This window comes from Cryobacterium zhongshanensis (assembly GCF_022760445.1).
Taxonomy (GTDB): domain Bacteria; phylum Actinomycetota; class Actinomycetes; order Actinomycetales; family Microbacteriaceae; genus Cryobacterium; species Cryobacterium algoricola.
Map to the genome: position 1 here is coordinate 286,101 of NZ_JALGAR010000004.1, position 22,314 is coordinate 308,414.

The 22,314-nt window shown below is 66.0% G+C and carries 21 protein-coding genes and 3 tRNA genes; 13 read left to right on the forward strand and 11 right to left on the reverse strand.

Annotated features, from left to right (window positions below):
- Window positions 1-18: 18 nt before the first annotated feature.
- Window positions 19-567: a DUF6611 family protein gene (locus MQH31_RS15450; protein WP_243012791.1), complete on the reverse strand. Its 549-nt coding sequence runs from the start codon at window positions 565-567 to the stop codon at window positions 19-21.
- A gap of 319 nt (window positions 568-886) precedes the next feature.
- On the opposite strand from MQH31_RS15450, the gene MQH31_RS15455 reads away from it, so the two are divergent.
- From MQH31_RS15455 to MQH31_RS15465, 3 genes are all read left to right on the forward strand, one after another.
- Complete coding sequence (locus tag MQH31_RS15455; protein ID WP_243012792.1) at window positions 887-1,300, forward strand: hypothetical protein; 414 nt, start codon at window positions 887-889, stop codon at window positions 1,298-1,300.
- Between the two features lie 193 nt (window positions 1,301-1,493).
- Complete coding sequence (locus tag MQH31_RS15460) at window positions 1,494-1,712, forward strand: hypothetical protein (protein ID WP_243012793.1); 219 nt, start codon at window positions 1,494-1,496, stop codon at window positions 1,710-1,712.
- Entirely contained in the window at window positions 1,709-3,034 is a 1,326-nt protein-coding gene (locus tag MQH31_RS15465) for a ferredoxin reductase family protein (protein WP_243012794.1), read from the forward strand. The genes MQH31_RS15460 and MQH31_RS15465 overlap by 4 nt, the downstream gene beginning before the upstream one ends.
- A gap of 76 nt (window positions 3,035-3,110) precedes the next feature.
- Here the strand turns inward: MQH31_RS15465 and MQH31_RS15470 are convergent.
- Window positions 3,111-3,194 (reverse strand) — tRNA-Leu (locus tag MQH31_RS15470).
- Window positions 3,195-3,475: 281 nt separating this feature from the next.
- Between MQH31_RS15470 and MQH31_RS15475 the strand changes: the two genes are divergently transcribed.
- The 8 genes from MQH31_RS15475 to MQH31_RS15510 all read left to right on the forward strand — a co-directional run bounded on the left by MQH31_RS15475 (window position 3,476) and on the right by MQH31_RS15510 (window position 14,706).
- Window positions 3,476-4,234, forward strand: a complete 759-nt coding sequence (locus tag MQH31_RS15475; protein WP_243012795.1) for an FHA domain-containing protein — start codon at window positions 3,476-3,478, stop codon at window positions 4,232-4,234.
- The gene (locus MQH31_RS15480) at window positions 4,231-4,848 is read left to right on the forward strand and encodes an FHA domain-containing protein FhaB/FipA (RefSeq protein WP_243012796.1); all 618 of its coding nucleotides are present in this window, start codon (window positions 4,231-4,233) and stop codon (window positions 4,846-4,848) included. Before MQH31_RS15475 ends, MQH31_RS15480 begins: the two co-directional genes overlap by 4 nt.
- 4 nt (window positions 4,849-4,852) lie before the next feature.
- The gene (locus tag MQH31_RS15485) at window positions 4,853-6,082 is read left to right on the forward strand and encodes a PP2C family protein-serine/threonine phosphatase (protein WP_243012797.1); all 1,230 of its coding nucleotides are present in this window, start codon (window positions 4,853-4,855) and stop codon (window positions 6,080-6,082) included.
- On the forward strand, window positions 6,075-7,475 hold the full coding sequence (locus MQH31_RS15490) for an FtsW/RodA/SpoVE family cell cycle protein (protein WP_243012798.1): 1,401 nt from the start codon (window positions 6,075-6,077) through the stop codon (window positions 7,473-7,475). Before MQH31_RS15485 ends, MQH31_RS15490 begins: the two co-directional genes overlap by 8 nt.
- Entirely contained in the window at window positions 7,475-8,926 is a 1,452-nt protein-coding gene (locus MQH31_RS15495) for a peptidoglycan D,D-transpeptidase FtsI family protein (protein WP_243012799.1), read from the forward strand. The genes MQH31_RS15490 and MQH31_RS15495 overlap by 1 nt, the downstream gene beginning before the upstream one ends.
- Window positions 8,923-10,653: a serine/threonine-protein kinase gene (locus tag MQH31_RS15500; RefSeq protein WP_243012800.1), complete on the forward strand. Its 1,731-nt coding sequence runs from the start codon at window positions 8,923-8,925 to the stop codon at window positions 10,651-10,653. Before MQH31_RS15495 ends, MQH31_RS15500 begins: the two co-directional genes overlap by 4 nt.
- Window positions 10,654-10,706: 53 nt before the next feature.
- Entirely contained in the window at window positions 10,707-12,431 is a 1,725-nt protein-coding gene (gene pknB / locus MQH31_RS15505; protein ID WP_134534751.1) for a Stk1 family PASTA domain-containing Ser/Thr kinase, read from the forward strand.
- Between the two features lie 556 nt (window positions 12,432-12,987).
- Window positions 12,988-14,706 (forward strand): HNH endonuclease signature motif containing protein, encoded by a 1,719-nt coding sequence (locus MQH31_RS15510; protein ID WP_243012801.1) that lies wholly within the window; start codon window positions 12,988-12,990, stop codon window positions 14,704-14,706.
- Between the two features lie 122 nt (window positions 14,707-14,828).
- Here the strand turns inward: MQH31_RS15510 and MQH31_RS15515 are convergent, their stop codons facing one another.
- The 3 genes from MQH31_RS15515 to MQH31_RS15525 are packed head-to-tail and all read right to left on the reverse strand — an operon-like array spanning window position 14,829 to window position 16,469.
- Complete coding sequence (locus MQH31_RS15515; RefSeq protein WP_243012802.1) at window positions 14,829-15,467, reverse strand: anthranilate synthase component II; 639 nt, start codon at window positions 15,465-15,467, stop codon at window positions 14,829-14,831.
- Window positions 15,464-15,625 carry a hypothetical protein gene (locus MQH31_RS15520; RefSeq protein WP_243012803.1) on the reverse strand — a complete coding sequence of 54 codons (162 nt, stop codon included), beginning with the start codon at window positions 15,623-15,625 and terminating at the stop codon, window positions 15,464-15,466. Before MQH31_RS15520 ends, MQH31_RS15515 begins: the two co-directional genes overlap by 4 nt.
- A gap of 10 nt (window positions 15,626-15,635) precedes the next feature.
- A complete protein-coding gene (locus MQH31_RS15525; RefSeq protein ID WP_241976250.1) occupies window positions 15,636-16,469 on the reverse strand; it encodes a class E sortase in 834 nt (277 codons plus the stop codon).
- Window positions 16,470-16,549: 80 nt separating this feature from the next.
- Between MQH31_RS15525 and MQH31_RS15530 the strand changes: the two genes are divergently transcribed.
- Complete coding sequence (locus MQH31_RS15530) at window positions 16,550-16,795, forward strand: cell division protein CrgA (RefSeq protein WP_134534754.1); 246 nt, start codon at window positions 16,550-16,552, stop codon at window positions 16,793-16,795.
- 79 nt (window positions 16,796-16,874) lie between these two features.
- Here MQH31_RS15530 and MQH31_RS15535 read toward each other — a convergent pair whose 3' ends face one another.
- Both MQH31_RS15535 and MQH31_RS15540 read right to left on the reverse strand, forming a co-directional pair.
- Window positions 16,875-17,714 (reverse strand): rhomboid family intramembrane serine protease, encoded by an 840-nt coding sequence (locus MQH31_RS15535; protein ID WP_134534755.1) that lies wholly within the window; start codon window positions 17,712-17,714, stop codon window positions 16,875-16,877.
- An 11-nt stretch (window positions 17,715-17,725) separates the two neighbouring features.
- Window positions 17,726-18,265, reverse strand: a complete 540-nt coding sequence (locus tag MQH31_RS15540; RefSeq protein WP_134448572.1) for a peptidylprolyl isomerase — start codon at window positions 18,263-18,265, stop codon at window positions 17,726-17,728.
- Window positions 18,266-18,387: 122 nt separating this feature from the next.
- Between MQH31_RS15540 and MQH31_RS15545 the strand changes: the two genes are divergently transcribed.
- A complete protein-coding gene (locus MQH31_RS15545) occupies window positions 18,388-18,915 on the forward strand; it encodes a hypothetical protein (RefSeq protein WP_134534756.1) in 528 nt (175 codons plus the stop codon).
- A 98-nt stretch (window positions 18,916-19,013) separates the two neighbouring features.
- Here the strand turns inward: MQH31_RS15545 and MQH31_RS15550 are convergent.
- The 4 genes from MQH31_RS15550 to gyrA form a co-directional block, all read right to left on the reverse strand.
- Window positions 19,014-19,086: transfer RNA gene (locus MQH31_RS15550), tRNA-Ala, on the reverse strand.
- A gap of 57 nt (window positions 19,087-19,143) precedes the next feature.
- Window positions 19,144-19,217: transfer RNA gene (locus tag MQH31_RS15555), tRNA-Ile, on the reverse strand.
- 133 nt (window positions 19,218-19,350) lie between these two features.
- Window positions 19,351-19,761 carry a DUF3566 domain-containing protein gene (locus MQH31_RS15560; RefSeq protein ID WP_134534757.1) on the reverse strand — a complete coding sequence of 137 codons (411 nt, stop codon included), beginning with the start codon at window positions 19,759-19,761 and terminating at the stop codon, window positions 19,351-19,353.
- Window positions 19,754-22,246, reverse strand: a complete 2,493-nt coding sequence (gene gyrA / locus MQH31_RS15565; protein WP_255454374.1) for a DNA gyrase subunit A — start codon at window positions 22,244-22,246, stop codon at window positions 19,754-19,756. The genes MQH31_RS15560 and gyrA overlap by 8 nt, the downstream gene beginning before the upstream one ends.
- Window positions 22,247-22,314 lie beyond the last annotated feature (68 nt).

Consider the following 22,314-nt stretch of genomic DNA (forward strand, 5'->3'; position numbering starts at 1 on the left):
TCGACGTCCCGGCCGCTATCAGCGCCCGGCGCCGAGGTGGTGCTGGGCGTCGGCATACGCGGATGACCACACCAGTTCGTGATCCGCGGGAGACGACGCTCCGCAGGCGAGTGACTCTTCGGCCATCAGCAGTGTCGAGGCGAGCCCCGCCAGATAACGGGATTCGGCGGAGAGCCCCGTGTCGGGGGTGAGGCTGGAGCTCACGACCGTCAGCTCGAGAACGCACCGACGAATCGATCCGGCCGCGCGGGCGACGGCGATCGTGCTCGCGCCGTAAAACCCGATGCAGGCTGTGATCACGAGGAGTCTCGGTGCACCCGCCTCAACGAGCGCTGCGAACACGCCGAACGTGGCCACCAGGCCGAGCACCAGCCAGCCCCGCCACACACGAACGCGTCGGCGCTGCCGTGCGGAGATCCCCGCTGGATACAACACGAGCCGCTGACTCGTGCTGCCGTAGCGACCCGCCGAAACCGTGTAGCTGCCCCATCGGCAACGCCCGTCGAGGAGCGGCGAGAGCCACCGACTGAGCGTGAGTTCCGAGAGGTCCATTCGAGCGCTGTTCACCCATCCAGCGTCATCCCGGAGCTATACGGCCGCCGCTGTCCTTACGGAATCCATGCGCAGAAACGCGCCTTACCTACGAATTCACTACGCCGGGAGTACTCCCATGTGGGTAAGCAGCCGGTACGAGGCAAGGGCGAGCCTGATGGCGGTGAACCCGTAGACGGCAAGTGGGACACTCGATCTAAGTTGCTGGTCGAACGGACAATATCGGCCGCTGACATGCTAGATTTCCCACGAAGACGTACAGCGTGGTTCAAGCGGGCGGGGGCTAGCCGTGATTCATGTCAGAGCGACCAGAAGGGTATGGATCGCGGCAGCAATGGTCTCTGCGTCGTGCCTCGGCCTGACAAGCTGTGTGGCCAATGACTCCACAACGGAGATCCGTCTGTTCCTGGCCCAGAAGCCCGGTCCCGAAGACGTGCTCCCTTCGGTGCTCAAGGCCGCGAGTACCGGGATCGACGCTGCATCCGGTCGGTTCGTCGGCAGCAACAGGGATGTGGACTACTTCGTCTCCAAGTACACGGATCCGCAACGAGGCACCCCGGGCTTCTGCTTGATGGTCGTCAAGCTACCGGACGGTCCTTCGAATTCTTCCTGCGGTTCCGCGGACGGGATGTGGACGTCAGGAAGCGGAACCGGCGGCGCACGGGTCATCGAGAGCAACGACGACGTTCCCGAGGGGTGGACCCGCTTGAGCGACTTCCTCATCGTCAACCCGGACGCTACACCGTAGAAATCATCTGAGTTGAGCAATCCTCACGAACCTGTGGATCTCGTGTGGATCTCCCCGGTGACTGCCGGAATTTCGGGTTGCGGACCACAATTGAACCCAGTTTTGTCACAAGACGCATCGCACCACCGTCATCACCTTCGGTCGCACGATGAGGAAACTTCCGCTCGTCTACTCACACCCTGGAGGAAGGACCATGACCTCAGTTCCGGCCCACCGGCGCACCCGCGGACCGGCTGCACCCCACCACCGAGTGACCGCCTCCCGCGTTTCCCGTAGCGCGTGGACCGCGATGAACTGGCTCACGTCCGTGGCCGTCGTTGTCGTGATGACCGCTTCAGCGGCGGCAATGGTGGCGGCAGCTCCGGAGGTTTCCCCGGCCGCTCCTGCGATCGTGCCGGACAGCCATCCGTGACGGGTCATCGACAATCGCAGCGGCCGCTCGGCGCGGCCGCGCTCATCAAAACACTGATCGTGATCGGTGCCGGCCTCGCGGCGGCACTCGCCTTCGTCGACCTACGCCCGCCCGTCCAGTTCGGCTCGGCCATCGTCGCTCACACCACGGGATTCCTGGCCGGATATGTCGTCACGGTGATGGTGGTCCTGATGTCGCGCGCACCGTTTCTCGAACGCTCGATCGGCGCCGACCGGCTCGCTCGCTGGCACGCCGTGGGCGGTCGCGTCTTCATCGTCCTCCTGTTGGTTCATGCGGTCGCAGCCGTGCATTCCTGGATGCTCAGCCACTGGGAGGATGCCTTCACGGCGACCCTTGCCGTCCTGGGCATGCCCGGACTGGTGGCGGCCACCGTCGGAACGGTCCTGTTCGGCGTGATCGCGGTCATGTCGGTCCGAGCAGCCCGGCGCTCGGTCTCCTACGAGACGTGGCACGGCATCCACCTGCTCAGCTATCTCGCCCTGGCGCTTTCGTTTGCGCATGAACTGGCCGGTCCCGACCTCGCGGGCAGGCCCGGGTTCCAGATCGCCTGGACGCTACTGTTCGTGTTCGCCCTGGGGCTTGTGCTTCGCTACCGCGTTCTCAAGCCGCTCGAGCACGCCTGGCGGCACCGGCTGCGGATCGAACGTCTGGTTCCCGAGGCGAGCGGCGTCGTGAGTGTCATTTTGCGCGGGCGGCACATCGACGAGCTGCGCGTCGAAGCCGGCCAGTTCTTCCGCTGGCGTTTTCTAGCGCCGGGGGTCTGGCGCTCCGCTCACCCCTTCTCCCTGTCTGCGCCTCCCGGCAATGACCTGCTTCGGATCACTGTGAAGGCGCTCGGGAACGGCAGCCACTCGCTTCACTCCCTCCGTCCGGGCACGCGCGTGCTTGCCGAGGGGCCCTACGGGGCCATGACGCAGCGCAAACGCACGCGTGAATCCGTTCTGCTCATCGCCGGCGGCGTGGGAATCACTCCCATGCGCGCCCTCTTCGAAGAGCTCGAGGTCGGTGACGGCTCGCTGGGCCTTCTCTACCGGGCTTCCCACGAAGACGATGTGATCTTCCGCGACGAGCTCGAGGAAATCGCCCGGATGCGCGGTGCCTCGATCGTGTGGATGATCGGGCCGTCCGCCGATCCCGAAAACAAGATGACCGCCGCGAACCTGACGCGGCTCGTGCCCGATGTTGCCGCCCGAGACGTCTACGTGTGTGCGTCGCGCGGCCTGTCCAGGTCGGTCCGGGCGGCGCTGAAGGACGCCGGACATCCGCCCGCGCGCCTGCACGAGGAAGTCTTCGCCTTCTGAAATGACGAAAGGCCCCCGATTCCTCGGGGGCCTTTCTTGTCCGACCGGGATGTGCATTACTGCAATCAACCCACTGTGCGCGAGGGGGGACTTGAACCCCCACGTCCTTTCGAACACTGGCACCTGAAGCCAGCGCGTCTGCCAATTCCGCCACTCGCGCGAACTTAGAGAGGCTAGCACTATTCAGGGTGCGAACGCCATTCGTCCGGCCGCCGGGCGAGGCGGAAAGAGGCGTGCGGCATCCACTCGGTTTGCCGTCTCGTGACCCTCGGGGGCTCGCGGCGTGCGAGACTGCCTTCAGGCTGGACCGAAATCCGGCCGAACCTGTACCCGTAGCTGCCTCCCGTAGGATGACAATTCCCGCTCCATGTGCCCGGCGGGCGAGTTCACACGCGAGGCAAGTAACATGCTGATAGCCGAAAGGATCGGATCGGGAGACCTGTGGGCATTCTGGATAACTTTGAAAAGGGTCTTGAGCGCGCCGTAAACGGCGCATTCGCCAAGACCTTCAAGTCGGGACTTCAGCCGGTGGAAATCACCTCCGCGCTGCGTCGCGAACTCGACACCAAGGCAGCTGTGGTGTCCCGCGACCGCATCCTCGCGCCCAATCGCTTCACTGTCCGCATGAGCCACACCGACTTCCAGCGCATGACCAACCTCGGACCGGCGCTCATCGACGAGCTCACCGACCTGGTCCAGCAGCACGGCAACGAGCAGCGGTACCAGTTCGCCGGCGGCATTTCGATCAGCCTCTCCGACGACCGTGGCCTCAGCGAGGGCATGGTCCAGATCGACTCGTCCACCGTCAAGGGCAGCGTCACCTGGACGCCCGTCGTCGATGTCGGTGGTAAGCGATATCCGCTGCGCAAGTCGACCACGGTGATCGGCCGCGGCACGGATGCCGACATCACCATCGACGACACCGGCACCTCCCGCCGCCACGTCGAGATCACCTGGGACGGCGCCCGTGCGCAGGTGCGCGACCTCGGCTCCACGAACGGTTCCCAGCTCAACGGAGTCCCCGTCAAACAGGCGATCCTCGAACCGGATTCGGTCATCACCATCGGCCGCACCCGCATCGTGTTCCGGGTACTCGCCCAGGCCCACGCGGATGCCCCCGCTGCCGACCAGCGTTCCGACCTGCCGGCCGCACCGCACGAACGCCACGACATGGGCGGATTCTGGGGGCCCTCCGCATGAATGTCAGCGAGCTGACCCTGCTCGTCCTGAGGCTCGGTTTCCTGCTAGTGCTCTGGCTCTTCATCTTCGGCATCGTCTACGCCCTCCGCAGCGACCTCTTCGGCCAGCGGGTCCGCAAACAGCCGAAGGATGGCGCCCCCGCCGTCGCGTCCGCGGGGCTCGCCGCCGCGTTCCCGTCTGCGATGCCCGCCCCGGCCCCGGTGATGCAGCCCGCCCCCGCCTTCGTCCAGCCTCCGCCGGCATCCGCTGCAGCCCCGACGGAACAGTTGTCGGCGCAGGCCGCGAAGAACGACCTCGGCCCCGGCGACAAGGCCACCGCCCAGAACGCGACCCGGCTCGTGATCACGTCCGGTCCGAAGGCCGGCACCGAATTCCCCTTGACCGTCGAATCGGTCACCATCGGGCGCTCCGCCGATTCGAGTCTTGTCATTCGCGACGACTACACGTCGACCCACCACGCCCGGCTGATGCTGTGGAACGACAAGTGGATGATTCAGGATCTCGATTCGACGAACGGCACTTTCCTCGCGGGCATACGCCTCGCGGTTCCGACTCCTGTCCCCTTGAACACCACCGTCAAGATCGGCGCGACCAGCTTCGAGCTTCGGCGGTAGGTCCATGGCGACAGTCAGTCACAGCGCGGCCGCGTCCCACGTTGGCAGGATCCGGTCCAACAACCAGGACTCCGGCTACTCCGGCCAGCACCTGTTCCTCGTCGCCGATGGCATGGGCGGGCACGCGGGCGGCGACGTCGCCTCCGCGATCGCCACCAAGCGCATCATCGAGGCCGACCGGGACTACCAGAGCCCGCAGGACGCCGAATTCGCGCTCCAGGCCGCGCTCATCGCGGCGAACTCGCTCCTCGCCGAGACGGTCTACGAACACACCGAGCTGACCGGGATGGGCACGACCGTCAGCGCCCTCGTCGTCCTCAACGACGAGGTTGCGATCGCCCACATCGGCGACTCGCGGATTTACCTTCTGCGTGAGGGCGAGCTCTCCCAGATCACGATCGACCACACCTTCGTGCAGCGTCTCGTCGACAGCGGCCGCATCACCGAGCAGGAGGCGATGGTGCACCCGCGCCGCTCGGTCCTGATGCGCGTGCTCGGCGACGTCGAGGCCGCCCCTGAGATCGATACCTCGATCCTCGCGACCTTCGCAGGAGACCGCTGGCTGATCTGTTCCGACGGCCTGAGCGGCGTCGTCTCCAACGCGAGCATCGCGGCCGCACTCTCGAGCGGGCTCGACCCGCAGGGCGTCGCCGATCGCCTCGTGAAGGAGAGCCTCGACGGCGGAGCCCCCGACAACGTCACGATCGTCGTCGTCGACATCGGTGCGCCGGACGAACGCGTCGACACCCCCGTCGTCGTCGGGTCGGCATCCGCCCCGCTGGCCTTCGGCGAAGAACCCGGACGCAGCCGGGCCCTGCGGATGTCGAGTCTGCGCCTGCACCCCGTTCGCGAGACCCACTTCGAGCCCGACTCCCAGGACTACCTCACCGAACTCATCGAGGAGGACGCCCGCCGCGCCCGCCGCCGCAAGGCCACCTGGCTCGCCGGCGTCATCCTGCTCATCGTCGCCCTCGTCGGGGGCGGAGTCCTCGGGTATCAGTGGACTCAGACCCGCTATTACGTCGGCGTCGAGGGCAGCACGGTCGCGATCTTCCGCGGCGTCCAACAGGACCTCGGGCCGATCTCCCTCCACTCCGTCTACGAGGAGACTCCGCTCCAGGTCACCGACCTGCGGGTCTACGACCGGCAGCAGGTCGAGCAGACCATCAGCGCCTCCTCCCTCGACGAGGCCCGCCTCGTGATCGAACGCCTGACCAAGGCTAAAAATGAGTAATTCACGGGCAGCGGATACCCCCGCGCGCGCTCCGAAGTCCAAGCCGGGGAGTACCCGGAGACTGCATCTGCCGCAGAAGATGCGAAACGTCGAGCTCTTCCTGCTACTCGTCGCCTGCGGGATCAACGCCGCAGCCGTCGTGCTTGTCCAGCTCGGCGCGCTCGGGCACATCGACACGACCCTCGTCGTGCTGGGCGCGGGCCTGTCCGGCCTCGTGCTCTGCCTGCACATCGTGCTGCGCTTCGTGGCGCGGGACGCCGACCCGTTCATCCTGCCGATCGCGACGCTCCTGAACGGCATCGGAATCGCGATGATCTACCGCATCGATATCGCAAACGGCGACGCCGGCTGGGACAGTGCGGCAGTGCGCCAGACCGTGTGGAGCGGCCTCGCGATCGCCTGTGCCATCACGGTCATGCTCGTCATCCGCAACCACCGGGTGCTCTTCCGCTATACGTACGTGTCCGGGTTCGTCGCGGTCATCCTGCTGCTCCTCCCGCTCGTCCCCGGACTCGGCCGCGAGGTCAGCGGCGCCAGGGTCTGGATCGGCATCGGCTCGTTCGCCACCTTCCAGCCCGGTGAGATCGCGAAGATCGCCCTCGCGATCTTCTTCGCCGGCTATCTGGTCCGCAACCGGGACAGCCTCTCCATGGTCGGCCGCAAGGTGCTGTGGATGAAGTTCCCGCGACTGCGCGACCTCGGGCCGATCCTGGTGCTCTGGGCCCTCTCGATGTCGGTCATCATCTTCCAGCGCGACCTCGGAACGGCCCTGCTCTACTTCGGGCTCTTCCTCGTCATGCTCTACATCGCGACCGGCCGACTCAGCTGGGTCCTGCTCGGCATGACCCTCTTCATCGGCGGCGCGATCATCGCCAGCCAGACCCTCGACTATGTGCACGGCCGGTTCCAGAACTGGCTCGATGCGCTCAACCCCGACGTGTACGGCGCGGACGGCGGCAGCTACCAGCTCGTCCAGGGCCTGTTCGGGCTCGCCAAGGGCGGACTTCTCGGCACCGGCCTCGGCCAGGGGCGTCCCGAGATCACCCCGGTCCCGCAGAGCGACTACATCATCGCGAGCCTCGGCGAGGAGCTCGGGCTCGCCGGGCTGTTCGCGATCCTGGCCCTGTACCTGCTCTTCGTCGCCCGCGGCTTCCGCATCGGCTTCGCCGGGCACGACGACTTCGGCAAGCTCCTCGGTGTCGGGCTCTCCTTCGTGGTCGCCCTGCAGTGCTTCATCGTCATCGGCGGTGTCACCAGGGTCATTCCACTCACGGGGCTCACGACACCCTTCCTCGCGGCCGGCGGATCCTCGCTCGTCGCCAACTGGATCATCGTCGCGCTCCTGCTGCGCCTGTCCGACACCGTCCGCAACCAACCCCGGCTGGTGGTCTGATGAATCGCGAACTCAAGCGCGTGAGCATCGTCGTGATGCTGATGTTCGTCGCCCTGCTGACCTCGACGACGGTCATCCAGGTCTTCCAGGCCGAGAGCCTGTCCGCGGACTCCCGCAATACCCGCACGCTCTACGACAGCTACATGGTCGAGCGCGGCGCCATCCTCGTTGCCGGTACCCCGATCGCCCAGTCGGTCCCGACCGAGGACAACTACAAGTACCTGCGCACGTACAGCAACGCCGCCCTCTACGCCCCTGTCACGGGCTTCCTGCCCGTCAACGGCGCGGCGACCGGGCTCGAGCGCGCGCTCAACGGCGAACTCAGCGGCACCTCGGATTCTCAGTTCTTCGACCAGATGAACTCCCTCGTCACCGGGCAGGCGTCCAAGGGCGCGTCCGTCGAGGTCACGATCGACCCCGTCGCCCAGCAGGCCGCCTGGGATGCCCTGGGGAACCTCACCGGTTCCGTCGTCGTCACCGAGCCGAAGACCGGCCGGATCCTGGCCATGGTGTCCAAGCCGAGTTATGACCCGAACCTGCTCGCCGTGCACGACGACCAGGCCGTCACCGACACCTACCAGGGCCTCGTGAACGACCCGGGCAACCCCCTGATCAACCGTTCGATCGATGCGCTCAACCCTCCCGGGTCCGTCTTCAAGCTCGTCGTCGCATCCGCTGCCATCGAATCGGGCAAGTTCACCCCGGACAGTGCCTTCCCGAACCTGCCGACCTTCACTCTGCCCGGCAGCTCCTCCGTCGTGATCAACTCCGGCGGCGGCACCTGCGGCAGCGGCGACACGGTCACGATCGCCACGGCGCTGCGCCTGTCGTGCAACATTCCCATGGCCGAGCTCGGGCTGCAGCTCGGTGCGACAGCCATCCGTGAGATGGCCGAGAAGTACGGGTTCAACACGAGCTACTCGGTTCCCCTCGATGTCGCGACGAGCGTGTACCCCACGGTCCTCGATGACGCACAGACCGCACTGTCGGCGTTCGGGCAGTACGAGGTGCGCGCAACGCCCATGCAGATGGCGATGGTGTCGGCGACGATCGCGAACGGCGGGGTGCAGATGGCGCCGAACCTCGTGGAGGAAATCATCGCCCCCAATCTCAGCCCGCTCGAAAGCTTCACGCCGAAGACGGTGAAACAGGTGATCAGCGCTGCAACCGCGGCCACGATGACCCAGATGATGGTCAATGACGTCGCGGATGGCGCGGCAAGCAATGCAAGAATAGACGGGGTCAACGTGGCGGGAAAAACGGGTACGGCCGAGAACGCAACTAACGAGCCATACACACTCTGGTTCACCGGTTTTGCTCCCGCAGAAGATCCAAAATACGCGATCACCGTCCTCGTTGAGGATGGCGGAGGTCTTGGCCAGAAGGGGTACGGCAATTTGCTCGCCGCACCCATTGCAAAGCAGGTACTAGAGGCGGTGCTGAACAAATGAGACCCACAGCAGGGCTCACCTTCGGGGGACGCTACGAACTGAAGTCCCGGATCGCCATCGGCGGGATGGGCGAGGTCTGGCAGTCCGTCGACCTCGTGATCGGTCGTACCGTCGCCATCAAGATCTTGAAGGACGAGTATCTCGGTGACCCGGGCTTCCTCGAGCGCTTCCGCGCCGAGGCCCGTCACGCCGCTCTCGTCAACCACGAAGGCATCGCCAATGTCTTCGACTACGGCGAAGAAGACGGCAGCGCCTTCCTCGTCATGGAACTCGTTCCCGGCGAAGCCCTGTCGACGATCCTCGAGCGCGAGCACGTCCTGCCGACCGACAAGGTCCTCGACATCGTCGCGCAGACGGCATCCGCCCTGCACGCCGCGCACGCCGCTGGACTCGTACACCGGGACATCAAGCCGGGGAACCTGCTGATCACCCCCGATGGCCGGGTCAAGATCACCGACTTCGGCATCGCCCGTATCGCCGACCAGGTTCCGCTCACCGCGACCGGTCAGGTGATGGGCACCGTGCAGTACCTCTCGCCCGAGCAGGCGAGCGGTCGCTCGGCGTCACCGACGACCGACATCTACTCACTCGGCATCGTCGCATACGAGTGCCTCGCCGGACGCCGCCCGTTCACGGGAGAGTCTCAGGTGGCCATCGCGATGGCGCAGATCAACGAGATCGCTCCTGACCTGCCCGACACGATTTCCGAGCCGGTCCGCAACCTCGTCATCTCCTGCCTCGCCAAGAACCCGGCGGATCGCCCGGCGTCGGCGGCCCACCTCGCCAGGGCCGCAACCGCCCTGCGCCGCGGTGATGTCGCACTCGCGGCCGCTTCGGTTCCCGCCGTCATGAACGGGGTCACCCCCACCATGGCGACGATGCTGATGCCCGGTGCCGGCGCGAACGCGCAGGCCACCACGCTGCTTCCTTCCGGCCTGCCGCCCGTCACTCGCGCGTCTACGGCAGCGGCCGAGGCCGCGGAAGCCAAGAAGAAGAAGAAGCCCAGCCCGTGGACCTGGCCGCTCATCGCCCTGATCGCACTGCTGGCTCTGGTTCTCATCGGCGGCATCATCGCGTTCGTTTCCCAGCAGAACAGCGGAAGCACCCCGGTCACGACGTCGAGCACGTCGAGCACTCCCTCCTCGACGCCGTCCAAGACTCCATCGCCGAGTGCGACGCCGAGTCCGACGCCGAGTGCGACCCCGACGCCCACAACGGCGGAGGTGACCGAGTCCGAGTTCATCGGCAAGACGAGCGGGGAAGCCCGCACCATGCTCCAGGGTCTGGGCTTCGTCGCCGACGTCGTCACGGGTAACGCCTCGGTCGACCCGGCCACTCAGGTCGTCGACACGGTCTACAAGGTCAACCCGACGGGCCCGGTCAAGAAGGGCGAGAAGATCACCGTCACGGTCTACGCGCCGGCCCTCGTTCCGGACACCCCGACCGCGGCTCCGACGGCGGACAAGAAGACTGTTGCCCCCGGTGGCACGGTCACCTACACCTGGACGGCCCAGTCCTGCCCCGCCGGGCAGACTCTGGCCGGGTACAAGCTCGAGGCGACCGGCGGCGCCGTAGCCTCAGCCAACCCGACCGCAGCCGGCGTCACGACGGCAGCGGTCACCGCGGGAGCAGCGCCCGGGCCCGTGACAGTCAAGTTCCTGTACTACTGCGGCCAGGTCGCCTCCGGCTGGTCGCCCTCCTCGACAGATGTCGTGGTCGCCCCGTAAGGAAGGCCGGACACTTCAGGTAAAATAGCCAAGATCTGGGTGACCAGGGGACGATGGTCGACAAGAGTGGGAGTGAGTCTGTGAGTGATGAAGGCCGCCTGCTCGCAGGTCGCTATCGAGTGGGGGCACTCATTGGTCGCGGCGGCATGTCCGACGTGCACATCGGCACCGACGCGCGGCTCGGCCGCACGGTGGCGATCAAACTCCTGAAATCCTCCCTCGCGGCCGACCCCGCCTTCCGCACCCGCTTCCGCCAGGAGGCGCAGGCCGCGGCGCGGATGGCGCACCCCACGATCGTGCGCGTCTTCGACGCAGGCGAGGAGACCGTCGGAGAACCCGGCGGCCTCGAGTCGCAGATTCCATTCATCGTGATGGAATTCGTCGACGGACGCCTGCTCAAGGACATCATCCGCGAAGGTCCCGTCCAGCCCACCGAAGCCGTGCGAATCATCGACGGCGTCCTGACGGCGCTCGAGTACTCGCACCGCGCGGGCGTCGTGCACCGCGATATCAAGCCCGGCAACATCATGATCACCAAGACCGGCCAGGTCAAGGTGATGGACTTCGGCATCGCGAGAGCCATCTCGGATTCCTCGACAACGGTCGCCCAGACCACCGCGATCCTCGGCACCGCGTCGTACTTCTCCCCGGAACAGGCCAAGGGCGAATCCGTCGACGCACGCACCGACCTGTACTCCACCGGTGTCGTCCTCTTCGAGATGCTCACCGGCCGCACCCCTTTCCGCGGCGACACCCCGGTCGCCGTCGCTTACCAGCACGTCAGCGAGACACCGGTCACCCCGAGCTCGATCAACCCCAAGATTTCTCCGGCCCTCGACGTCGTCGTGATGCGAGCCCTGGAAAAGGACCGCTTCGCCCGCTACCAGAGCGCCGTCGAATTCCGAACGGATGTCGAGATCGCCGGCTCCGGCGTGATCCCGCTGCACCGCCCCGTCGATGAAGCCTCCGCAAGCCTTTTCGGTACGCCGCCGACGGCAACCTCCGGATCGGAGCTCGCCCTCAAGCAGCTCGCCGAGGACGCCACGATGGTGCGCACCCAGCGACGCCCTCCGGTCATCTGGATCTGGGCCGGCATCCTCAGCGTCATCGTGATCGTGCTCTCCGTGATGATCTGGGCCTTCAGCCTTACCCCGAGCAGCGATCTCCCGGACAATTCCCGGAAGGTGCCCTCACTGGTCGGTGAGAGCTACGAGGCCGCCCAGAATACCCTCATCGAGTCCGACCTCGCCGCCACGATGGCCCAGGAGGCCAGCGCGACGGTCCCCAAGGACAAGGTCACGCGAACGGACCCGCCGGCCGGAACGATCGCCCAGCCGACCGATGTGATCAAGGTCTACGTGTCAACGGGTCCGCAGCCCGTGACCGTCCCGGACGTCACGAACCTGCCGATCGCCGATGCCCAGGCCGCGATCAGTGCTCTCGGGCTCGTGCCAGGTTCGATCACCAAGGAGAACTCGGCGACGATCGCACCCAACCTTGTGCTGCGTACCGACCCGGCGCTTCAGGCCAGCGCCCAGACCGGTGACACCATCAATCTCTTCATCTCCAGCGGCCTCGTCAGCCTGCCGAACCTCGTCGGCCAGTCGCTGACGGCGGCGAGTGAGCTCCTGCAGAGCCCGAGCGTGCAGCTCGTTCCGATGCCGACCCCGGACACCACCTGTGCGAGCCAGCCGGGCTCACCCGTCACCAAGCAATCCCAGGCCCCCGGCGACGTGCAACAGAAGTCCGAAGTCTCACTCACCTACTGCGCCAAGTAGCTCCCCGCCTTACCCTCCCCGGCCCGGCCCGGCCCGCGACAGCGGGTGACCGGCTGGCCTGAGCGGAGTGACCGACGCCGCACCGCTTTCGCGACGCTAGGGCGCCCACGGCGAGTCAGGCCAGCACGTTCGCGATGCAGGAGTGCACAAAGCGCCCGAGAGCATGCGTCCGGCAGGCCGCCGCAGGCGCCGCCGTGGCTAGCTCAGGAGATCCGTGCAGCCCGGCGTAGCTCGGCCGCACTGGTCCGAGGGCCGGTAATGCCTGCCCGGGCCAATCTCCTGAGTTAGCCACAGGAGCGCATGCACACACTCCCGAGAGCGTGCAACCCGCCTGGCTTACGCGACCGTCGCCGTGCCGAATTCAGGAGATGCCTGCGTCCGGGTGGGATCGGCCGCACTTGGTCCGCGGGCCCGTGGCGCTCGCCCGGGCGCATCTCCTGAATTCGGCACCTCGAGCGCCGGCACACTCGCGTGCAGGTGTGAAACTCGGAGCACCGAGGCGATAATTAAGTGAGCTAATCTCGCATTCGTGTTCGATTCGGGGTAGAATCGGGGTATGGCAGGAGCTTCGGATCCACAGTCACACACCCCGCAGACACCCGGTTCCGGGGCTGCGGGGGATCAGCCCACCACGGTGGGCCTCGTCTCCACCGAGTCGTCGGCTGAGTCGTCGGTCGCATCCGCGGAGTCGTCGGTCGAGGCGGCTCATCCGGTTGCGATTGCTGAGGGTTTCGAGGGTGTTGAGGGCCTGGCCGGCTCGGTTGCGTCGGTGCATGCGGATGCTGTCGCCCGGCTCCTCGAGGCCCAGACGGCCCTCGCGGAGGCCTTGGCGGCGATCCCGGTCGGACTGCTCAGCGATACGGAAGCCGTGACGGCGCTCAGCATGGTCGAGGCGATCGGGCGGACGGTGGATGCGGCCCGGGTGAACACCGCCACCGATGTGGATCGGCGGGCCCGAGTGCTCGACCGGGACGGGCTGGCATGGCGAATGGGCTGCAAAGGTCCGTTGGATGTGCTGACCCGGGTGACGCGGGTGTCGGCCAGGGAAGTGAAGCGACGCACCAAGCTCGGCGATGCGGTGTTGCCGCGGCCGTGCGGCGGGAGCGGCTGGTTGCCGCCGTTGTTCCCGACGGTCGGGGCCGCCCTGACCGCGGGGGAGATCGGGGTGGAGACCGCGGAGTTGATCGTGGCGGGGCTTCAGACGATCAGTCACCGGGTGGCGCCGGATGACCTGCTGACGGCGGAACGTGCTCTGGTCGCCTCGGCGGCCGGTCTGATCACCCCGGAAACCGAGAACCTCGCCGGCGCGGGGGTCCCGGCGGCTGCGGATCTGATCCGGGGCATGGTGTTGCAGTGGCAGGCGGCCCTGGACCCGGACGGCGTCCTGCCGCAGGAGGACGTGTTCGAGGCGAAGTCGAACATCGGCTTCGGCCAACTCAAGAACGGCTTGTATCCGGTGAAGGGCGGGGTCACGCCGGAACTGTTCGGGATGATGAACACCCTCTTCGACGCCTTCCTCAGCTTCCACGCGCGGCCCGCGTTCCCCACCGAGGAAGAACAGGCGCTGATGGATTCGGGGCAGATGATCCCCGGCGCCGAAACCGAAGGCACCGGAGCCGACACCGGCCCGGAGCTGGACGTGATCGAAGCCGAGCTTCGGGAACGCCGCCAGGACACCCGCACCAGCGGGGAGAAACGCGCCGACATCCTCCGCGCGTTGATCGAACATGCCGCTCGCGACCAGGACACGCCGTCGATGGGTGGGTCGGCGCCGACGGTGATGGTGCACGTGAACGCCGTCGACCTCGACTCCGGGGTCGGGGTCGGGTGGATCGACGGGGTCGAAGCACCGGTGTCGCTGAAGACGGTGCACCAACGGATCTGCGACGGCGGCTTCCAGGGGGTGTTGTTCGGGGCCAACAACCAGGTGCTGAAACTGGGCCCGGAACGGCGGTATTTCAACCGGGCGCAGCGGCGGGCGATCACCGCCCGGGACGGCGGGTGCATCATCCCCGGGTGCAAGGCCCCCGCCCACTGGGCCGAAGTGCACCATGTGAAGCCGTGGGCGAAGGACGGCCCGACGAATGTCGACAACGGGGTCCTCCTCTGCTGGTTCCATCACCACACCATCGACACGTCGGGGTGGGAGATCCGGATGGTGAAGGGCTCACCACAAGTGCGGGCCCCGGGGCTGATCGACCCGCAACGACTCTGGCGGCCACCGAACCGGCACCGCGCCCACCAGGTCCTGACCGGACCACCCAACCGCGACTGAACATCGAACCAAGGCGGACTCGACTGACCAAGGCACTTGCTGGCTCAGCGTCGCACCCGGCATCCACCACACTCGTGCGACCGCAGCGCGGCACGGCAGAGCACAGCCGCGCGGAGGTGACGTTAGGACAGCTTGAGGATGGGGTGGAGGCCCCGTGCGGTCTCCTGGGCCTCAGGGAGGCCGGTGAGGGCCAGCCAGTTGGCCAGCATGAGGTAGCCACCCTCCGTGAGGACCGATTCCGGGTGGAACTGCACACCGAGAATCGGAGCGGATGCGTGCCGGAGTCCCATGATCACGCCTCCGGCCGTGCGCGAGGTCACGACGAGGTCACTCGGGACCGTGGAATCGACGACGGCGAGCGAGTGGTATCTCGTCGCAGTGAAGGGCTGGGGAACGCCGGCGTAGAACGCGCTGTCGTCGTGCGTGACCTGACTCGTCTTGCCGTGCATGAGCTCCTCGGCGTTCGTCACCGTGGCCCCGAAGGCCTCCGCGATCGCCTGATGACCCAGGCATACGCCGAAGAGCGGCGAGCCGGCCTCGAACGCGGCCCGGACGACGGCAATGGACACTCCCGCGTCGGCGGGCTTCCCCGGCCCCGGCGAGAGCAGCACACCGTCGAACTCAGCGATGCGCGCAGCGGCTTCCTCCGGTGGGAATGCGTCATTCCGCACGACCTCTGTCTCTGCCCCCAGTTCCATCAGGTACCCGTTGAGGGTGTAGACGAAGCTGTCGTAATTGTCGATGACGAGTATGCGGGTCATGGCGTGCCGACCGTCGATTCCTGGCTGTTGACGATGGTGTCCACCCACGGGAACACCCACGTGGCGAGGACGAAGAGGACAAGAGCGACGAGCACCAGCACCTGGAGGATGCGGAGCCAGAGGGGGCCGGGAAGGACCCGCCACAGTGCTGCGTACATGATGAGCCTCCTAGCCCGCGGCCTGGGCCGCGATGATGGCGGCAAGTTCCGCTGGCGGGCCGGCCGAGATGGGTTGCCAAGAGTCGAAGACACCGTAGGCGATGATGCGTTCCGCAGTGGAGTAGAGCGGGTTGCAGCTCGTGAGGGTGATGATGCGGTCGGTCGCGGTCGCCCCCGGCGCGTGCGGGACGGCAGCGAGGACGCCGACGTCGGTCGGTTGCACGTATTCCAGGTCACGGAACCGGTACGTGTAGTACCCGTCGGCCGTCTGCACGAAAATGGGATCGCCGAGCTGCAGCTCGTTGATCAGGTGCATGCCGCCGCCATTGGCACTGCGGTGCGCCGCCACCACGAAGTTCCCGACCTCGCCCGGCATCTGGGTGCCCGGGTAATGCCCGATACCCAGCCGCGGGCTGTTGAGCACATTGAGGCCGACGCCCTCCGCGATGGTGCGCGAATACGCGGCGCCGTAGCGCGGCACGTAGAGCACGGCGAACGGCTGTGCCTCGGCAGGGGCAACGGCAACCACGGGAGTTCCGAAGCCCGACGGCTGGGCAGGAGCTGCAGTCGGCGTATTCGTCGGCGTGGGTGTCGGCGTCGAGCTGGCCGCCTGCGCGTCGTCGATCCATTGCTGGCTGATCTGGTTGGCCGCGCTGGACTGCTCACCGGCGACGACGAGGTCGTTCCACCACAGCTGCCAGGCAATGAAGAGGAAGACGAGCACGCCTCCCGTGATGAGCACTTCACCGAAGACACCGATCACGCTCACCGGCTTGCGGCGCCGGAGTGCTCGTCGCGCGCGACGACTCTCCGCTGGCGCGGCGGGCGGGGTGGCGTCGGACATGGTTCCGATTCTAATCGGCAGAGGCGCCCGGCGAGCCCTGGCGAGGTCGCCCGAGGGGCAATGGCGCTAGAATCGCAGGCATGGCTCGAACGAATCCCCGCACTAAGCCCGCCCGCACCGAGGTCGTTCGCTCTGGCGAGGACGCCCCGAACGCCGTCTGGTTCAAACCAGTCATGTTCGGCTTCATGCTCATCGGACTGGCGTGGATCATTGTCTTCTACGTGAGCCAGGGAACGCTGCCGATCGGCAGCCTCGGCTCCTGGAACATCCTCGTCGGATTCGGGATCGCCTTCATCGGCTTCCTGATGACCACCCGCTGGCGTTAACCTCTCGGTTACCCCCTGTTCGGGGACCAATTACACCGGTGTAATTATCCCCAGTTGTGGACAGACCTGTGGATAACTTTCAGCCCAGGAACTTGACGAAACTCAGGGCGACGAGAACGAGCGCGAAACCTGCGACAAGCCAGTTCTGCAATGACTGGTGCTTGCTGCGCCGCGTCTGCACGTAGATCAGACCGAGGATCGCTCCGCCGATGAGGCCGCCGACGTGCGCCTGCCAGGCGACATTGAGGCCCGGCACGAAGCCGATCACGAGGTTGATTCCGACGAGGATCAGCAATTGTGTCGAATTGCCTCCCAGTCGTCTCTGGATGACCAGGAATGCGCCCATCAGTCCGAAGATGGCACCGGATGCCCCGACGACGGCTGTGAGCGGACCGGCCAGGAACAACACCCCGAGGGAACCCGCGAGCCCGCTGAGCAGGTACAGGGCGAGGAAGCGGCCACGGCCGAGCATGCCCTCGAGGATCTGGCCGAAGATCCACAGTGTGTACATGTTGAGAAGCACGTGGAAGATGAAGCCGGTCGAGTGGACGAACACGCTCGTGAGCATCCGCCACGGCTCGAAACTGCCGGGGTACGAGTAGATGCCGGCGTAGAGCAATGCGCTCGTGACGTCGAATCCGGGAAGGAGCTGCAGCAGGAACACTGCGAAGGTGACACCGATGATGCCGTAGGTGACGACCGGCCCACGGCTCGACGAGATCCGGGACAGGAGGGCCGGGCGAGTGCGCGGGGCGTTCTGCCGCTGTTCCTTCATGCACTCGGGGCAGATCACACCGACGGCGGCCTGGGTCTGGCACTCCGGGCAGATGGTGCGCCCACAGCGCTGACAGAGGATGAAACTTTGCCTGCCCGGATGCCGATAGCAGAAATTGGCTGCGGATCCGGGCAGGTCAGTCATTCGAAGTGGGCCTAGACCTGCTCGACGGTGACGGACTCGATGACGACCTCCGTGAGGGGACGGTCACGGCCATCGGTCGGCACGGTGGCGAGCTTCGCGACGATCGCGCGGGAGGCTTCGTCCTCGACGGCGCCGAAGATGGTGTGCTTGCCCTGCAGCCACGTGGTCGGGACGACGGTGATGAAGAACTGCGAGCCGTTGGTGCCGCGGCCGCCCTGGATGCCGGCGTTGGCCATCGCGAAGACGTACGGCTGGGTGAAGTCGAGGTCGGGGCTGATCTCGTCGTCGAACTGGAAGCCGGGGCCGCCGGTGCCCTGGCCGAGCGGGTCGCCGGCCTGGATCATGAAGTCCTTGATGATGCGGTGGAAGACGGTGCCGTCATAGAGGGGAGTCTTCGAGACCTTGCCGGTGCCGGGGTGCTTCCATTCGATCTCGCCGGTGGCGAGGCCCACGAAGTTCTTGACCGTCTTCGGCGCGTGGTTGCCGAAGAGGTTGACCTTGATCGGTCCGAGCGATGTATTGAGCGTTGCGACGGCGGTGTGCTTTGACATGGGGTCAATTCTTGCACAGGCGCGCAGGCTGATTCTGACCGTCCGCGGCATCCGAAGCCCTCTTACGGTATTGCGTGGCAAGATGGATGGTGTTCGCCACATGACATCGATGGAGGGTCCAGATGAGCCTGTCACGCAAGCGCCGCAAGGAACTTACGAAGCTGCGCAAGAGCGCAGACGAGTTGTGGAACCACCAGCAGGAGGTTCTCGACCGGGCAAACGTGCTTGCACGTGAAGCCGCACACCAGGCGGGGGTACTCACCCGCGAGGAAGTCGTTCCCCGGGTCCGCGAGAGCTACGACCAGGTCGTTCGCCCCAAGGTCCAGGCCACCCAGGATCTGGCCGACGGTGTACGCAACCAGGTCGTCACCAAGGTGCTTCCCGGTATCGGCAGCGCGATCGGCACCGTCATGAGCGTCGGAGACGTCGCCAGGGACGCCCGCGTTCGCGCCGCTCTCAGCCGCCTGCACTTCCAGCAGCCCGTTGTGATCGAGAAGAAGGGCCCGGGTGCCGGCGCATACATCGCGCTCGGTGTCGCCCTGGCCGCCGCCGCAGGCGTCGCATACGCCGTCTGGCAGACGTTCCGTGCCGACGACGAGCTCTGGGTCGCCGACGACGAGCCCAAGACCGCCACGTCCGTCGAGTCGTAACCGACTCAGGTCGTAAGAGACACAGACAGATACACAGAAGGCCCGCATCCACTGGATGCGGGCCTTCTGTCGTTCTGCTGCGAGATTGCTGCGGATTGTGGAGCCACGGGGAATCGAACCCCGGACCTCCTGCTTGCAAAGCAGGCGCTCTACCAATTGAGCTATGGCCCCGCACATTCACGGGCGTGATGGCCGGAACGGCCAGGACTACATAAAACTGCTACTGCGTGGGGATACCGGGATTTGAACCTGGGACCTCTTCATTATCAGTGAAGCGCTCTAACCAACTGAGCTATATCCCCCTTATTGGGCAGATTTGAGACTACCGGAAACCTCCGGTTTCTCCCAATCGAGCAGCCGATCAGATCGGAGCCTGCCCGATTGGGAGCGGCGGTGAAACGGGTGAATCGGGTGACGCGGGTGAAACGGGTGGTGCTAGTTGTTCGTGAAGCCGACGAGCAGTCCGCCGGTGATCTTCACGCTCAGGTTGTACAGCACGGCGTAGACGGCGCCCAGGGCCGTGATGACGACCGTGTTCAGCACCGCCACGACGACGGCGAAGCCCATGACATTACCGATGGAGAGAATGCTGGCCAGATCGGAGGACGAACCGGCGATATCGGCGTACAGGGTGTCGATCTTCCCGAAGATCCCGGTGCCGTTGAGCACCGTGAAGATCAGGAAGGTCGCGACGATGGTCACGATACCGAGGCACAGGGCGATCAGGAAGGACAACTTCACCGCCGACCAGAAGTCGATGTAGACCAACTTGAGCCGCACCTGCTTTGTTGTCGCAGTGGGTCTCCGGCCGGACTTCTTGGCAAGTTTTTCAGCAACACTACTCATCTAACGGTTCTTCCTCTCCCGAATCGCTCTCCGGCTCGTCCGCAGTATCCTCGGCGATCAGGTTACGTTCGGAGTTTTTCGCAATCGCGATGATCCGGTCTTCTTCCGCAAACTTAGCGAAGACGACGCCCATCGTGTCCCGTCCCTTGGCAGGGACTTCTGCGACGTCAGAGCGTACCACCTTGCCACTGGCAAGGACCACGAGTACTTCGTCCTCGTCCTCCACGATAAGGGACCCGACGAGGTCCCCGCGATCATCGTTGAGTTTTGCGACCTTGATGCCGAGTCCGCCACGGTTCTGCAGGCGGTACTGGTCGGCCGCTGTGCGCTTGGCATAGCCGCCCTCCGTCACGACGAACACGTAGCCGTCGTCCGAGACAACGGATGCGTCGAGCAGGCGGTCATCGCCGCGGAAGTGCATCCCGATCACGCCGGAGGTGCTCCGGCCCATCGGTCGCAGGGCCTCGTCGCTCGCGGTGAACCGGATCGACATGCCCTTCCGGGACACGAGCAGCAGGTCGGAGTCTTCCTCGACGAGGAGCGCGGAGACGAGCTCGTCGCCCTCGCGCAGCTTGATCGCGATAATGCCGCCGGTGCGGTTCGTGTCGTACTCGCTCAGCGCCGTCTTTTTGATCAGGCCGTCGCGCGTGGCGAGCGTGAGGTACTGGGCCGCCCCGTAGTCGCGGATGTCGAGGATCTGCGCGATCTCCTCACCCGGCTGCAGTGCGAGCAGGTTGGCGACGTGCTGGCCCTTGGCGTCCCGGCCGGATTCCTGTGCTTCGTACGCCTTGGCGCGGTATACCCGCCCGGTGTTCGTGAAGAACAGCAGCCAGTGGTGCGTCGTCGTGACGAAGAAGTGCTCCACGACGTCGTCCGCGCGCAGCTGGGCGCCCTTGACGCCCTTGCCGCCGCGGTGCTGGTTGCGGTAGTTGTCGCTGCGGGTGCGCTTGATGTAGCCGCCGCGGGTGACCGTGACCACCATCTCCTCTTCGGGGATGAGGTCCTCGACCGACATGTCGCCGTCGAAGCCGAACATGATCTCGGTGCGGCGGTCGTCGCCGAACTTCGTGGTGATCTCGGTGAGCTCGTCGCTGATGATCGTGCGCTGGCGTTCCGGGCTCGCGAGGATCGACTGGAACTCGACGATCTGCAGCTCGAGCTCGGCGGCCTGGTCGATGATCTTCTGGCGCTCGAGGGCCGCGAGGCGGCGCAGCTGCATCGTCAGGATGGCGTCGGCCTGGAGCTTGTCGACGTCCAGGAGCTCCATCAGGCCGGTGCGGGCGTCCTCGACGGTCGGAGACCGGCGGATGAGCGCGATCACCTCGTCGAGGGCGTCGAGCGCCTTGAGGTAGCCGCGCAGGATGTGCGCGTCAGCCTCGGCCTTGTTCAGCCGGAACTGGGTGCGCCGCACGATGACGTCGACCTGGTGGTCGACCCAGGCGGAGACGAAGCCGTCGAGGGGCAGCGTGCGCGGCACTCCGTCGACGATCGCGAGCATGTTCGCGCCGAAGTTCTCCTGCAGCGGGGTGTGCTTGTACAGGTTGTTCAGGACGACCTTCGCGACGGCGTCGCGCTTGAGCACGATCACGAGGCGCTGGCCGGTGCGGCCGGAGGTTTCGTCGCGGATGTCGGCGATCCCGCCGATCTTGCCGTCCTTGACGAGGTCGGCGATCTTGATCGCGAGGTTGTCCGGGTTGACCTGGTACGGCAGCTCGGTGATCACAAGGCAGGTGCGGCCCTGGAGCTCTTCGATGCTGACGACGGCGCGCATCGTGATGGAGCCGCGACCGGTGCGGTAGGCATCCTGGATGCCCTTGATCCCGAGGATCTGCGCGCCGGTGGGGAAGTCGGGTCCCTTGATCCGCTGGATGAGTGCTTCGAGGAGCTCCTCGCGCGTCGCATCGGGGTTCTGCAGGTACCACAGGGCGCCGGCGGAGACCTCGCGCAGGTTGTGCGGCGGGATGTTGGTGGCCATGCCGACCGCGATGCCGACGGAACCGTTGACGAGCAGGTTCGGGAAGCGCGAGGGGAGCACTGTCGGTTCGAGGGTGCGACCGTCGTAGTTGTCCTGGAAATCGACGGTGTCCTCGTCGATGTCGCGCACCATTTCGAGGGCGAGCGGGGCCATCTTCGTTTCGGTGTACCGCGGGGCGGCTGCGCCGTCGTTTCCGGGAGAGCCGAAGTTGCCCTGGCCGAGCGCGAGCGGATAGCGCAGGCTCCAGGGCTGGACCAGCCGGACGAGGGCATCGTAAATGGACGAGTCACCGTGGGGGTGGAACTGGCCCATCACGTCACCGACGACGCGCGCGCACTTACTGAACGCCTTGTCCGGGCGGTACCCGCCGTCGAACATGGCGTAGATCACGCGACGGTGCACCGGCTTCATGCCGTCACGCACGTCGGGAAGCGCACGCCCGACGATGACGCTCATGGCGTAGTCGAGGTAGGAGCGCTGCATCTCGAGCTGCAGGTCGACCTGGTCGATCTTGCCGTGCTGCTCGAGATGAGCCGCCTTCGCGGCGGCTTCCGCTGCGAGCTCCTCGTTGGTGGTGT